The organism is Actinomyces urogenitalis (assembly GCF_002861525.1).
Classification (GTDB): Bacteria; Actinomycetota; Actinomycetes; order Actinomycetales; family Actinomycetaceae; genus Actinomyces; species Actinomyces urogenitalis.
Window position 1 is genome coordinate 561,964 of record NZ_PKHA01000001.1, and the last position, 14,114, is coordinate 576,077.

Annotated in this window: 12 protein-coding genes; 4 read left to right on the forward strand and 8 right to left on the reverse strand. The window is 70.0% G+C overall.

Annotated elements, in window-relative coordinates; all coding sequences use genetic code 11:
- Nucleotides 1-15: 15 nt before the first annotated feature.
- From gcvP to gcvH, 3 genes are all read left to right on the forward strand, one after another.
- On the forward strand, nt 16-2,970 hold the full coding sequence (gcvP, locus tag CYJ26_RS02395) for an aminomethyl-transferring glycine dehydrogenase (RefSeq protein WP_034236972.1): 2,955 nt from the start codon (nt 16-18) through the stop codon (nt 2,968-2,970).
- Entirely contained in the window at nt 2,970-4,238 is a 1,269-nt protein-coding gene (locus tag CYJ26_RS02400) for a glycine cleavage system aminomethyltransferase GcvT (protein WP_101637866.1), read from the forward strand. Before gcvP ends, CYJ26_RS02400 begins: the two co-directional genes overlap by 1 nt.
- Before the next feature lie 131 nt (nt 4,239-4,369).
- Nucleotides 4,370-4,759 (forward strand): glycine cleavage system protein GcvH, encoded by a 390-nt coding sequence (gene gcvH / locus CYJ26_RS02405; RefSeq protein WP_101637867.1) that lies wholly within the window; start codon nt 4,370-4,372, stop codon nt 4,757-4,759.
- A 138-nt stretch (nt 4,760-4,897) separates the two neighbouring features.
- Here gcvH and CYJ26_RS02410 read toward each other — a convergent pair whose 3' ends face one another.
- The 8 genes from CYJ26_RS02410 to pgsA form a co-directional block, all read right to left on the reverse strand.
- Nucleotides 4,898-6,415 carry an NAD(P)/FAD-dependent oxidoreductase gene (locus CYJ26_RS02410; RefSeq protein ID WP_034236968.1) on the reverse strand — a complete coding sequence of 506 codons (1,518 nt, stop codon included), beginning with the start codon at nt 6,413-6,415 and terminating at the stop codon, nt 4,898-4,900.
- A 202-nt stretch (nt 6,416-6,617) separates the two neighbouring features.
- Nucleotides 6,618-8,411 (reverse strand): formate--tetrahydrofolate ligase, encoded by a 1,794-nt coding sequence (locus CYJ26_RS02415; RefSeq protein WP_034237011.1) that lies wholly within the window; start codon nt 8,409-8,411, stop codon nt 6,618-6,620.
- Between the two features lie 141 nt (nt 8,412-8,552).
- Nucleotides 8,553-9,044 carry a regulatory protein RecX gene (locus CYJ26_RS02420; protein WP_101637868.1) on the reverse strand — a complete coding sequence of 164 codons (492 nt, stop codon included), beginning with the start codon at nt 9,042-9,044 and terminating at the stop codon, nt 8,553-8,555.
- On the reverse strand, nt 9,044-10,243 hold the full coding sequence (gene recA, locus CYJ26_RS02425) for a recombinase RecA (RefSeq protein WP_006549416.1): 1,200 nt from the start codon (nt 10,241-10,243) through the stop codon (nt 9,044-9,046). Before recA ends, CYJ26_RS02420 begins: the two co-directional genes overlap by 1 nt.
- A 284-nt stretch (nt 10,244-10,527) precedes the next feature.
- Nucleotides 10,528-10,758 (reverse strand): DUF3046 domain-containing protein, encoded by a 231-nt coding sequence (locus CYJ26_RS02430; RefSeq protein ID WP_006549415.1) that lies wholly within the window; start codon nt 10,756-10,758, stop codon nt 10,528-10,530.
- A gap of 156 nt (nt 10,759-10,914) precedes the next feature.
- Nucleotides 10,915-11,328, reverse strand: coding sequence for a helix-turn-helix domain-containing protein (locus CYJ26_RS02435; protein WP_180950818.1), 414 nt, complete (start codon nt 11,326-11,328; stop codon nt 10,915-10,917).
- A gap of 168 nt (nt 11,329-11,496) precedes the next feature.
- Nucleotides 11,497-12,006 carry a CinA family protein gene (locus CYJ26_RS02440; RefSeq protein WP_034237010.1) on the reverse strand — a complete coding sequence of 170 codons (510 nt, stop codon included), beginning with the start codon at nt 12,004-12,006 and terminating at the stop codon, nt 11,497-11,499.
- Nucleotides 12,007-12,044: 38 nt separating this feature from the next.
- Nucleotides 12,045-12,710 (reverse strand): CDP-diacylglycerol--glycerol-3-phosphate 3-phosphatidyltransferase, encoded by a 666-nt coding sequence (pgsA, locus tag CYJ26_RS02445; RefSeq protein WP_101637869.1) that lies wholly within the window; start codon nt 12,708-12,710, stop codon nt 12,045-12,047.
- A 23-nt stretch (nt 12,711-12,733) separates the two neighbouring features.
- Here pgsA and CYJ26_RS02450 point away from each other — a divergent pair, with 23 nt between their 5' ends.
- Nucleotides 12,734-14,110, forward strand: coding sequence for a CapA family protein (locus tag CYJ26_RS02450; RefSeq protein ID WP_101637870.1), 1,377 nt, complete (start codon nt 12,734-12,736; stop codon nt 14,108-14,110).
- Nucleotides 14,111-14,114 lie beyond the last annotated feature (4 nt).

Sequence of the window (14,114 nt, forward strand, 5' to 3'; positions counted from 1 at the left end):
CGTCCGGAGGTCTCGATGACGCGCCCTACCGATGTCCACGCTCGCTTTGTCACCCGTCATATCGGGGTCTACGAGGCCCTGCACGACGCCGACTCACCGGTCCTGAGCACCCTGGCGGTGAGCTCCCTGGAAGAGCTGGCCCAGGCCGTCGTCCCGGCCGGGCTGCCGCGCCTGGACGCCCCCGAGCACACTGAGCCCTCCAGCGCCAGCGGTGGCCTGAGCGAGGCCGCGGTCACCGACGTCATGCGCCAGCTCGCCGCCGCCAATGCCCACCACCACGTGGAGATGATCGGACGCGGCTACCACCCCACGATCACACCGGCCGTCATCGTACGTGACGTCCTGTCCAACCCGGCGTGGACGACGTCGTACACCCCCTACCAGGCTGAGATCAGCCAGGGCCGGCTTGAGGCCCAGCTGCTCTTCCAGACCCTCGTAGCCGACCTCACCGGCCTGCCGGTGGCCTGTACCTCGCTGCTGGACGAGGCCACGGCGGTGGCTGAGGCCTGCCTGCTCATGGCCCGCGCCACCCGCAAGGCCGAGGGCCGTCCCGTCCTGCTGGACGAGGGTCTGCACCCTCAGTGCCTTCAGGTCGCCACCGCCCGGCTCGACGCCCTGTCCATCCCCTGGGTGACCACCACGCCGGCCGCTATCGCATCCGGCAAGGTCTCGGGCCTGGAGGCAGGTGCCCTGGTCCTCGGAGCGGTGCTGGCGGCCACGACTTCCCGCGGCGCGGTCGTGGACCTGGCCCCCGCGATCGCCGCTGTCCACGAGCGTGGTGGCCTGGCTGCCGTCGACGCCGACCCGCTGGCCCTCACCCTGCTCACCGAGCCCGGTGCACAGGGCGCTGACATCGCCGTCGGAAGCGCCCAGCGCCTGGGCGTGCCGCTCTTCTTCGGCGGCCCCCACCCCGGCTTCATGGCCGTGACCCATGGGCTCCAGCGCCAGCTGCCCGGACGCATCGTGGGCGTGAGCGTGGACGCCGACGGTGCACCCGCCTACCGCCTGGCCCTCCAGACCCGCGAGCAGCACATCCGGCGTGAGAAGGCCACCTCCAACATCTGCACCGCTCAGGCGCTGCTGGCCGTCGTCGCCGCCTTCTACGCCGTCCACCACGGACCTCAGGGACTGCGCGCCATCGCCGAGCACACCCACCGTCAGGCCGCCCGGATCGCCGTCGGGCTCCTGGACGCAGGGATTGAGCTGGAGCACACGCGCTTCTTCGACACCCTCAGCGTCTACCTGCCCGGCGGTGCCCAGGAGGCCGTGGAGCGTGCCGAGGCGGCCGGCTACAACCTCAGGCTCCTGGACGCCGACCACGTGGGCCTGTCCACCAACGAGACCACCACGGACGAGGACGTCGCCCACGTCATCGAGGTCCTCACCTCCACCGAGCCCGGGAGCCAGGAGTGGCTGCCCACTGACGAGCAGGCCGAGAACCTGCCGCTGCCGGCGCAGCTGGCCCGCACGAGCGAGTACCTGACCCACCCCACTTTCCACGCCTACCGCAGCGAGGCCGCGCTCGTGCGCTACCTGCGCCGCCTGGCAGACCGGGACCTGGCTCTGGACCGTTCGATGATCCCGCTGGGCTCGTGCACCCTCAAGCTCAACGCCGCCGTCGAGTCCGCGGCCTGGCTGGACCCGGCGCTGGCCGGCATCCATCCCTACGCCCCCGCCTCGCAGACCGCGGGCTGGCGGACTCTGCTCGGCCAGCTCTCGGAGCGTCTAGCCGCCCTGACCGGCTACGACCGCGTCAGCCTGCAGCCGGCCTCCGGTGCGCAGGGCGAGCTGACCGGCCTGCTCGCCATCAAGCACTACCTGGCCGCCCAGGGCCAGGGCCAGCGCGATCTCGTCCTCGTGCCGGCCTCCGCCCACGGCACCAACGCGGCCTCGGCCGCGGGAGCGGGCTTCAGCGTCAAGGTGGTCAAGACCGCGCAGGACGGCTCGATCGACGTCGACCACCTGCGCGAGCTGCTGGCTGAGCTGGGCGAGCGGGTCGCCGCCATCATGCTCACCTACCCCTCCACACACGGGGTGTTCGAGCCACAGGTCACTGAGGTCACCCGCCTCGTGCACGAGGCCGGCGGGCAGGTCTACATCGACGGCGCCAACCTCAACGCGCTGGCCGGGCTGCTGCGGCCCGGGGACCTGGGCGGGGACTGCTCCCACCTCAACCTCCACAAGACCTTCGCTATCCCCCACGGCGGTGGTGGCCCGGGCGTGGGGCCGGTCGCGGTCAAGTCCCACCTGGCGCCCTATCTGCCCGCGGGCCCCGAGGGATCGGCGGCCCCGGAGGAGGGTGACCCGGACGCCGGCTTCGCCGGGCCCCCGGTCATGGGCACGCGATTCGGCTCGGCCGGGGTCATGCCGCTGGCCTGGGCCTACCTCGCCCTGCTCGACGACGCCGACCTGCGCGAGGTGACCCTGTCCGCCATCGCCAGCGCCAACTACCTCTCGCGTCAGCTCGCTGACTCCTTCCCGACGCTCTACACCCACGACGACTTCGTGGCCCACGAGTGCATCCTGGACCTGCGCGAGCTGACCCGGCAGACCGGGGTCACGGCTGAGGACGTGGCCAAGCGCCTCATCGACTACGGCTTCCACGCCCCGACCCTGTCCTTCCCGGTGGCAGGCACGCTCATGGTTGAGCCCACCGAGTCCGAGCCCCTGGCGGAGCTCGACCGCTTCATCGCAGCCATGCGTGCCATCCGCGCCGAGATCGACGAGGTCGCCGCCGGCACGGTGAGCATCGAGGACTCGGTGCTGCGCCGCAGTCCCCACACCCTGGCCCAGGTCGCCGGGCAGGAGTGGGACCGCCCCTACACCCGCACGCAGGCTGCCTTCCCGCTGCCAGGCATGGAGACGGACAAGTACTTCGCCCCCGTGGCCAGGATCGACAACGCCTGGGGAGACCGCAACCTCACCTGCACCTGCCCTGCCCCCACCGCCTTCGAGAGCGAGAACGAGTGATGACCACCTCCACCACGGCCCTGCGCCGCACCCCCCTGCACGAGGTCCACGAGAGGCTAGGAGCCTCCTTCACCGACTTCGGCGGCTGGGACATGCCCCTGCGCTACGCCTCGGACCTGGCTGAGCACCGGGCCGTGCGCAACGCCGCCGGGATCTTCGACCTGTCCCACATGGGCGAGGTCAAGGTCACCGGCCCGGACGCCGCCGCGGCCCTGGACCACGCCCTCATCGGTGAGATCTCCAAGGTGGGGCTCGGCCGCGCCCGCTACACGATGATCGTGGACGAGGAGGGCGGCATCATCGACGACCTCATCGTCTACCACGTGGGCGAGCAGGGGTACCTCGTGGTGCCCAACGCCGGCAACCGCGAGCGCGTGGCCGAGGAGCTGGTGCGCCGCTGTACCGGCGCTGCCCCCTCCTTCGACGTCCGGGTGCAGGACGTGTCCCTGGAGACGGCGCTCATCGCCGTCCAGGGCCCGCGTGCGGAGGAGGTGCTGCGCGGGGTGGTTACCTCCGGCGCCGGGATCCAGGCCGCGCTGCGCCCGGAGGAGCCTGCGGACGAGGACTGCGGGGCAGACGTACTGTGCGGGCCCACGATCCTGCGGCGGCTGCGCTACTACGCGGCGGTGCGGGCGACGGCGGCCGGCCACTCGGTCCTGCTGGCCCGCACCGGCTACACCGGCGAGGACGGCTTCGAGCTCTTCTGCGAGGCGGAGGCTGCGGAGGACCTGTGGAGCGTCATCACTGACCACGCGGCCACGCTCGCTCCGACGCCGGCTGCCCAGGAGGGTGAGACCCTGGCGGCCCTGACCCCCTGTGGTCTGGCCGCACGCGACTCCCTGCGCCTGGAGGCCGGGATGCCGCTGTACGGGCACGAGCTGACCGAGGAGATCACGCCCTTTGACGCCTCGCTGGGCGCCGTGGTCAAGCTGGCCAAGAGCGAGTTCGTCGGGCGCCAGGCCCTGGCCGCGCGTGCCGAGCGCGAAGGCCAGCCGGGCACGAAGGTACTCGTCGCGCTGGCTGGTGAGGGCCGCCGGGCCGCGCGAGCGGGCTGCACGGTCCTGGGCAGCGACGGCCAGGCCATCGGCTCCGTCACCTCTGGCCTGCTCTCCCCCACGCTCGGTCACCCCATTGCCCTGGCCCTGGTAGCCCCGGCCTCGCTTGAGGAGCCGGCGTGGGCGCCGGGCACTGAGCTTGCGGTGGACGTGCGCGGCAAGCAGCTGGCGATGCGCGTCGTCGCCTCTCCCTTCTACAAGCGCTCGCGCTAAGAGGGGCGGTGGGTACCACCGCTGGTCCCCACGGCTTCTGGCGACGGCGAGCCACGCCGTGGCCCTGACCTCACCCAAGTCCTGGGCAGGACGGGATCGCCCCGACCTGCCGTGTCAAGAAAGGAACCCCTATGTCCCAGCCTGTGCGCCCGGAGCTGCGCTACTGCGCCGACCACGAGTGGATCAACAGTGAGTCCCCTGCCCGCGTCGGGATCTCCGCCGTCGCCTCCGACGCCCTTGGCGAGGTGGTCTTCGTTGATCTTCCTGAGGTCGGTGCCGAGGTCGAGGCCGGTGAGCCCTGCGGCGAGCTGGAGTCCACCAAGTCGGTCTCGGACCTTGTCTCGCCAGTGACCGGCACCGTCGTAGCGGTCAACGAGGCCGTCGTCGACGAGCCCGGCACCATCAACAAGGACCCCTACGGCGAGGGCTGGCTCTTCACCGTCGAGGTGGTGCAGGAGGGCGAGCTGCTCAGCGCTGAGGAGTACGCCTCCCGCTTCGACGCCGAGGTCACTGGGGCCTGAGAGCCCGGCATCGTGCAAGGAGACCGTATGACGTCGAGTGGACGTCATACGGTCTCCTTGCCGTGAGAGCTCCTGGGCTCCGGGCCCATGGCGCCTGGGAGGGCTCAAGGCGCCTGGGCGCTGGGGCCCAGGGCGGGCTCAGTCGGCCTGACGGCGGGCAGCGGCCTCGGCGTCGTGCTGGGCGGCTGCGGCAAAGGCCGCACCGGGCAGGGCCACGGAACCGAAGCTCGCCAGGTCGCGGCGGAAGACGACGGCGGCGAACCAGTCCATCATGATCCTCACCTTCCGGTTGAGGGTCGGCATGGCGTAGACGTGGTAGCCGCGGTGCGCCGTCCACGCGGTGAAGCCGCGCAGGTTGTGCCCCATGATGCGCGCCACGCCCTTGCCGATCCCGAGTGTGGCCACCGTACCGAGGTTCTCGTGGGCGTACTGGGCCAGCTCCACGTGGCCCGCAGGGCCGGCGGCCAGGGTCGCCACGAGGTTGTCGGCCAGGACCTTGGCTTGGCGTACAGCGTGCTGGGCGGTAGGGGCGCAGGTCGCCTCAGGGTCGTCGGAGACAAGGTCCGGGACGGCCGCGCAGTCGCCGGCCGCCCAGGCCCCCTCCACCGTCTCGCCGTCGCGGACCACCTGCAGGGTGGGCAGCGCCGTCACGCGGCCACGTGCGTCAACGGGCAGATCGGAGTCAGCCAGCACCGGTGCGGCCTTGACGCCGGCCGTCCACACGATGGTGTCGGCGTCGAACTCGCTACCGTCTGACAAGACCACATGCCCCTCGACGCAGCTGGTGAGGAAGGTGGACAGGCGCACGTCGATACCGCGCTCACGCAGCTGCTCCAGGCCGTAGCCCGACAGCTCCTCAGTCAACTCCGGCAGAATGCGCCGCGAGCCCTCGACGAGCACAAAGCGCACGTCTCGCTGATCGATGCTGGGGATCTTGGACACCGCGGCACGAGCCATGTCCTCCAGCTCGGCGATGGCCTCAACGCCGGCGAAGCCGCCACCGACGAAGACGAAGGTGAGCAGCCGACGCCGACGCTCAGCGTCCCAGGTGGAGGCGGCGTCCTCGATGCGAGAGAGCACGCGGTTGCGCAGCGCCAGCGCCTCCTCGACCTGCTTGAATCCCATCGCCTGCTCGGCCAGGCCCGGGATAGGCAGGGTCCGGGCCTCAGCTCCCAGCGCCAGGACCAGGTGGTCGTAGGTGAGCTCGTAGGGGGTCGGCGTCTCGCCGGTGGACTCGGGGACGGGCGGGGTGATGGTGACGGTCTTGTGAGCGTGGTCGATTCCTGTGATCGAGCCAGTGATGATCGTGATGCCGTCAAGGTTGCGCCGGTGGGAGGCGATGACGTGGCGTGGCTGGATAGAGCCCGCGGCGACCTCCGGCAGGAAGGGCTGGTAGGTCATGTAAGGGCGGGGATCGATGACGGCGATCTCAACCTCGTCGGTGCTCAGGCGGGCGCGCAGGGCCTGCGCGGTGCAGAAGCCGACGTAGCCGCCGCCAGCGATGAGGACACGCGGTGGGCGGTGACCGCCGTCGTCCGTGCCCACCTCCTCCACGTGGTGGCGGGCGGGGCGCAGTGTCGTGGTCAGGGCAGCTGCGGCGGCCAGGAGGCCAGCAGTCGTCAGGACAGTGGTCGCGATGGCGCATGATCGGGTCATGACACCAATCTAAGGGTGCCCTAACCGCGAGGCTAGAGGCAGCGTCCTACGGGCTCCATGGAGCCAGTCACACGGGTACCTCCGCCCCAGACCCTTGCCACCGTGGTTTTGTGTACGGGAACGGGGGCTGTGGGCCACGTATCCCCCGTTCCCGTACGCAAAGCCACGGTCAAGATGGGCGCGCCGAGGCTGCCCGGCATCCTCAGCGCAGGTTGAGGATCTCTCCGGTCTGCGTGTCGACGTCGATCCGCTGCGCCGCCGGCTTGGACGGCAGCCCCGGCATGGTCGAGATCGAGCCGCAGATGGCGTAGACATAGCCGGCGCCGGCCGCCAGACGCACCTCACGCACCGGTAGGCGCCACCCGGTGGGCACGCCCTTGAGCGAGGGGTCGTGGGACAGGGACAGCGGCGTCTTGGCCACGACGACGGCGAGGTGGCCGAAGCCCTCGGCCTCACACGCGTCCAGGAAGCGGGAGGCGGCCGGGGTGTAGTCCACCCCGTCGGCACCGTACATGGCCGCCACCTTGCCGATCTTGGTGCGCAGGTCGTCTCCAGCCACGTAGAGGGGACGACCGCGCTCAGCGTCGGCCGCCTGCGAGGAGGCCTCCTGCGGCGAGGAGGTCTCCTGCGGCTGGCTCGGCCCCGTCTGGCGAGCCAGGGCGCAGGCTGCCGCAACCTGGTCCGCGAGATCGGCGCAGCCGGCACCGCCCTCGGTCACAGGGTGCACGGCGGCGACGTGCGCGCCAGCCTCGGTAGCGATGCGGCGGATCTCCTCGACCTCGCAGTCGTGGTCCGTGGGGAAGACGTTGATGGCCACCACCGGCTCCATGCCAAAACCGCGCACGATCGACAGGTGCTTGAGCATGTTGGAAGCCCCAGCACGCACGTCCTCCAGGTTCTCCTCCAACATGGCCGGGGGCAGCTCCTTGCCGGAGACGATGCGGTACTTGCCGGAGTGGGCCTTCAGGGCGCGGACCGTGACCACCAGGACAGCGGCCTCCGGGCGCATTCCGGACACGGAGCATTTGAGGTCAAAGAAGCGCTCCAAGCCCATGTCCGCACCGAAACCAGCCTCGGTCAGGACGTAGCCCGGCTCGCAGCCCCCTTCCTGGCCGGCGTCGTGCCCCGCCGCTCCCTGGGCTGCCACGAGGTCAGCGATGACCGAGGAGCAGCCGGTCGCGATGTTGCCGAAGGGACCGGTGTGGATCAGGGCAGGAGTGCCCTCGCCCGTGCGCAGCAGGTTCGGGGCCAAGGCGTCCCGGAGGACGGCCGCCATCGCCCCAGCAGCACCCAGGTCCTCGGCGGTGACCCACGCACCGTCCTTGTCGCGGGCCACGACGATCCGCCCCAGCCGCTCACGCAGGTCCTTCAGCGAGGTCGCCAGGGACATGATGACCATGATCTCGCTGGCCGGGGTGATGTCGAAGGAGGCCTGACGGGTCACGCCGTCCGTCCGGGTGCCCAGTCCAATGACGATGTGGCGCAGGGCCCGGTCGTTGACGTCGAGGACGCGCGGCCAGGTGAGCGTGCGCTCGTCGATACCGAGCTCGTTGCCGTGGTGGAGGTGGTTGTCAATCATGGCGGCCAGAAGGTTGTGGGCCGCGGTGATGGCGTGGAAGTCACCGGTCAGGTGCAGGTTCATCCGCTCAGCCGGCAGGATGCGCGCGCAGCCGGAGCCGCCGGCACCCCCCTTGATGCCGAAAGTCGGTCCCATGGCCGACTGGCGCAGCGTGAGAATCGAGCGGCGGCCGCGATAGGCCAGGCCCTGAGCCAGCCCAATGGCCACGGTGGACTTGCCCTCGCCGAAGGAGGTCGGGGTGATGGCGGTGACGACGACGTAGTGGGCCCGGTCCGCGGGCACCGGCTCGCTGTGTCCGGCCTGGTCCAGAACGGAGAGATCGATCTTGGCCACGTCCCGGCCATAGGGGATGACGTGCTCGGCACTGATACCGGCACGCGCAGCAAGGTCAACAAGGTTGACGTCCTCGCTGGACATGGAAGCAGGGGCAGGGGCGTTGGAGACCGGCACGTTCTCGCCATCGAGAGGGCTCATGGTCCCATCCTACGGACCTGACCTGACGGCGTCTGCCAGATGCACGAGCCACTCACGCCTCTTCCTGGACCCTCCCGCGCGCTCCTAGAGCTCGGACAGCGCCTGCTCGTAGGCCTGGGCAGCGACGGAGGCGGAGTACCCCTTGCGCCCAAGCAGGGCCAGAGTGCGCCGACGACGTACCTCAGGAGCCAGGCTCTCCGTCAGGCGCAGCTTCTTACGGGCCAGCGTCACGGCAGCCTCACGCTCATCGCCAGACTCGATCTGAGACAGGGCCGAGGCAATCGCCCGCTCCCCCACGCCCTTGCGACGCAGCTCCTCAGCGATCGCGCGCCGCGCAGCCCCCTTCTCAGCGAAACGGGTCCGGGCCAAGGTCGCCGCATAGGCAGCGTCATCGATCAGTCCGGCCGACTCCAGGCGGTCCAGCACCTCCTGGGCCACCCGGGGGTCAACCTCCCTACGCTCCAGCAAGTCCGCCAGGGCGGCTCGCGGGGCAGGGCTGCGGTCCAGGCGGCGCAGGACGATATCCCGCGCCACCTCAACCTTCTGCTGGTGCTCGTCCGGTGTCAGCCAGGGCATCAGAAGCCGCCGGCCTCCTCGCCAAAGGCATCATCCACGCTCACAGCCTTGGCTTTCTTGGCACCCCGCGTCCCGGCGCTCTTAGCCCCCGTGGTGCTGGCGGCCTTGCCACCCTGAGCACCGGCCTCAGGCTCGGCCACGGCGCTCGCCTTCTGGGCAGCGGCAGCCTCCGCCTCCTCGCGGGCCTTGCGACCAGGCTCACCGATCCCGAGGGCGGCAAGGATCTTGTTCTCGATCTCGTCAGCCAGCTCAGGGTTGTCCTTGAGGAAGGTACGGGCGTTCTCCTTGCCCTGGCCCAGCTGATCCGTGCCGTAGGTGAACCAGGCGCCGGACTTGCGCACGATGCCGTTCTCCACGCCCATGTCCAGCAGGCTCCCCTCGCGAGAGATGCCCTGGCCGTAGACGATGTCGAACTCGGCCTGCTTGAAAGGCGGAGCCATCTTGTTCTTGACGACCTTGGCCCGGGTCCGGTTACCCACCGGCTGGTCCCCGTCCTTGAGGGTCTGGATGCGGCGGACGTCAATACGCACTGAGGCGTAGAACTTCAGCGCCTTACCGCCGGTGGTGGTCTCGGGGTTACCGAAGAAGACGCCGATCTTCTCACGCAGCTGGTTGATGAAGATCGCAGTGGTCCCGGTGGCGGACAGGGCCCCAGTGATCTTGCGCAGCGCCTGGCTCATGAGGCGTGCCTGCAGACCCACGTGGGAGTCGCCCATCTCTCCCTCGATCTCCGCCTTGGGCACCAGGGCGGCGACGGAGTCGATGACGATGATGTCCAGTCCGCCGGAGCGGATGAGCATGTCCGCAATCTCCAGCGCCTGCTCACCGGTATCCGGCTGGGAGACCAGGAGGTTGTCCGTGTCCACGCCCAGCGCCTTGGCGTAGACCGGGTCCAGGGCGTGCTCGGCATCGATGAAGGCAGCGTTACCGCCGGCCTTCTGCGCCGAGGCCACGGCGTGAAGCGCCACCGTGGTCTTACCGGAGGACTCCGGTCCGTAGATCTCGATGATGCGGCCACGCGGCAGGCCTCCGACGCCGAGGGCCACGTCCAGGGCGATCGAGCCAGTGGGGATAACGGAGACCGGAGGACGAGTGTCATCCCCCAGACGCATCACCGAGCCTTTACCAAAGGCCTTGTCAATCTGGGACAGAGCGGTGGCCAGGGCCTTGGAACGGTCCTGGGTCTGTGCTGCGGGCATTGGTCATCCTCGTGTTCGTCGACGGCTCGCGCCGTGGTGGGCAGGGCTGGTCCTGGTAGCGAGATCCCCTCTCCGGGGCTCACGAACGACGGTATGCCGGACCACCGACACAAACGACCGCACCCAACCACCTCTGTGGACAGCTCGGGCAGCCCGTCGTCTGGGGACGAGCCTAGTCGTACATCTGTTCGATGTCAGATCGGCCGTCTCGGCGTGTCCTGCATGAGCCGTGCCACCGGGCCTCCGGGCCACTGGCCGCCAGCCCCTGCTCAGGTCTCGCCGCCTCAGCGGCGCCGACGCTCGTGCGGATCCTCGCGGTAGACCCAGCGGTCAGTCTCCGAGGCGTCAGTCTCATCACACAAGGCGTTCCAGACCTCGCGGGGCGCCACCCCGGCGTCCAGAGCGTCCTCGCAGGTGCGCCCCAGTCCAGGCAGCACGAGATCCGTGGCCAAGGACCGACCGTAGGCCGAGCCATAGACCGTCTCCACCGCGCGCCAGAACTCAGAGTGCTTCACGGGGCCACTCTCGCACACCCTCCCACGCCCAGGCGCCCACCTATCCCCACCGCGAACCCGGTACGCCCCAGCACGCACCTGCCCCCGCAGCCATGGCGAGCTGCGGGGGCAGGTGCCAGCGCGCGAGCGCTGGAGGTGTCAAGGAGAGTGTCAGCCTCAGCGCAGGGCGCCCTGCTGACGGACGAGCTCATCCGGAACGGTGTCCGGGATCGTCACGCCCTCAGTCAGGGCAATGCGGTCCGAGACCTCGCGCAGGACGGCGGACAAAGGAGCGTCCAGCGCCTGACAGATCGAGGCCAGCAGCTCGGAGGAGGCCTCCTTCTGCCCGCGCTCGACCTCGGAGAGGTAGCCGAGGGAGACCCGTGCCTGCGAGGAGACCTCGCGCAGGGTACGTCCCTGGTGCTGGCGCACCGAACGCAGGACCTCGCCGATCTCTCGGCGCAGAAGGACGTTCTCGTGCTTGGTGTTGTCCACAGCCGCACCGTAGCCAGCCACGGGGGCCTGTCGCATCGGCGTCCTGCCAGCAGGACGCATCGAACGGGTGGTGCGGGGGTGAGTCGCGTTGTTCATCGTGAGGCACAACCATTCACTGCGGAGTTTCATTCCCACGCGCGCAGGATCACAGTCCATCGCCGTAGCGCTGAAGCGATCCTGCGCGGTGTTGGCACGATCATGACCGGTCAAACTGGGAGATTCCTTGAAGCGTCACGGGAACCTCCTTGTCAGGCCGGGACCTTCTCACGTCACGTCCAGCACGCCGACGGCGAGAGCCAGCACCGCCGTCGTCGCGCCATCGCGGACCGCGTCACGGTCTCCCTCCAGATGGAGCTCACGGCTGAGCGAGCCCTGCGACGTGACCACCGCCACGTGCACGGTCCCCGCCTCGTGACCGTCAGCCGCCCCGGGGCCGGCCACGCCCGTCGTCGCCAGTCCGATATCCGCCCCCATGAGCCTGGCGACCCCAGCAGCCATCTGCTGGGCGACCTCACCATCGACCGGACCGCGGCGGGCCAGCAGATCAGCGTCGACTCCCAGGACCTCCTGCTTGATCCGGGTGGCGTAGGCGACGACGGCGCCCACGACCACCGCCGAGGCCCCCGGAACGCTCACAAGCGACGAGGCCACCTCTCCCCCAGTCAGGGACTCGGCCACGGCCACCGTGAGCCCGCGCTCCTGCGCCGTCGAGAGCAGGAAACGCGCGGCCTCGACCTGCGTGGAGGCCGCTGCCAGCTCCTCGCTGCCCTCCAAGCCGCTGGATCCAAGGGTGTCAGTCACGGTCGCTCTCCTCACTGGCGGGTGTCGTCACGGCGCGCGGTCCCAGCCGTGGTGTCAGCCTGCCCGCCGCGGGACAGGAGCACCGCCTGGTGCGCGTAGTCCAGGCCCGTGACCACGGTGACCACGGTGGCGGCACCGACCACGACGTAGGCCACCAGGTCCACCGCCGTCGCCACGGCATGAGGAAGGAACATCGCCCAGGGCGTGAGCAGCCCGATCAGGCCGGCGATCTGGAGGACCGTCTTCAGCTTGCCGCCGCGTGAGGCCGCCATGACGGCACGGCGCAGCATGAAGAAGCGCATGAGGGTGATCCCCAGCTCACGCACGAGGATGACGATCGTCACCCACCACCACAGCCGGCCTGCCACCGACAGCAGGATGAAAGCGGACAGCGTCAGCGCCTTGTCCGCGATCGGGTCTGCGATCTTGCCGAAGCTTGTGATGAGCCCGCGCGAGCGCGCAAGCTGCCCGTCCAGGCGGTCCGTGATCGAGGCAATGATGAAGACCAGCGTGGCGGCGAGTCTCATCCCGTCCCCCGGCTGCAGCATGAGCCAGACAAAGACTGGTACCAGCGCCAGGCGCAGAACCGTCAGCGCGTTGGCGATATTGACCAGCGGCGCCTGCCCGGTGTGGGGTGCGGCTCCGGAAGGGCTGCTTGAAGTGCTGATCCCGCTCATCACTCACAGCCTAGCCTGTGCCTGTGACTTCCCATCCCTCCCCCTTCGGGCCAGGCCGCGCCGCCCGACCCACCTCCCACAAGGCTGCCTCCCACAAGGCTTCCTCCCACGCGGGCCCTTCCTCGGGCTCCCGGCTGCGCCGAGGCCTCTTCGCCCTGCTCGTGGTCGCGGTGCTCGGCGCCTCCACCTACCTCTTCCTCACCCGCCAGGCGACGACGGCGCCCGCTGCCCGGCAGCCCTCCTCAGCCGTCGCTAGCCTCGCCTCCTCACCCGCGCTCTCACCACGTCCCACCCCCTCGCCCACCCCGCCGCCGGATATCCACCTCACCATCGGCTACGCCGGCGACGTACTCACTCATATGCCCGTCATCAATGACACCGCAGGCGGCCAGGGAGACATCTCCCCCATGATCGCCGCCTCCCAGCCCTGGTACAGCGGCGTAGACCTGGCGCTGTGCGGCATGGAGGTCCCAGTCTCCCCACGCGGCGTAGCCTCGGGCTACCCGATGTTCGGCTCGCTGCCCGGCGTGGTCGCAGCCCTGGGATCCACGGGTTGGGACGGGTGCGCCACCGCTTCCAACCACGCCTGGGACCAGGGCTGGTCCGGCGTCCTCACCACAGCGGACACGCTCCAGGCCAATGGCATGGGCTTCTCAGGCACCAACCGCACCGAGGCCGAGGCCGCCAGGCCCTACCAGCTCTACCAGTTCCAGCGCGAGGGCCGCACCGTCACCGTCGCCCAGCTGTCAACGACCTACAGCCTCAACGGCATGACGGCGGACCCGGCGTGGGCCGTCAACCTCAACGATGTCCAGTGGGCGGCGGACCAGGCTCGCGCCGCTCGCGAGGCGGGCGCGGACCTGGTGGTCCTCCACTCCCAGATCGGCGAGGAGTACACCCGCGATCCGGTCGCGTCGCAGAAGGAGTACGCCCAGGCCATTGCAGACACCGGGCAGATTGACGTGCTCTTCTCCGCCCACCCGCACGTTCCCCAGACCAACGAGCTGCTCGCCGGCGGACCGGGAGGGCGGGGCATGTGGGTGTCCTACTCGGCCGGGAACTTCATCTCCAACCAGTCCGAGGCCCTGGGCACGATCATGACCACGATCGGCCTGTTCGTGTGGGTGGACGTCACCGTCTCCGAGGACGCCTCCGGCCAGCGGAGCGTCAGCGTGGACGCGCTGCACTGGCACCCCTTCACCGTGGACAACGCCGTCGGCCACACCCAGCTCGACCTGGGCGCCGCGCACGCAGGAGCCGTCCCGGCCTGGACCAGCCTGTCCGCCACGGAGATCGAGCGGCGCTGGCAGGCGGTGACCGGGATCGTCAACCCGCAGACCTACTCTGACCAGGTGCCCGTGGCCACGGGCGAGGCCCCGGTCCCCCTGCCCCGCGGTTGAGGAC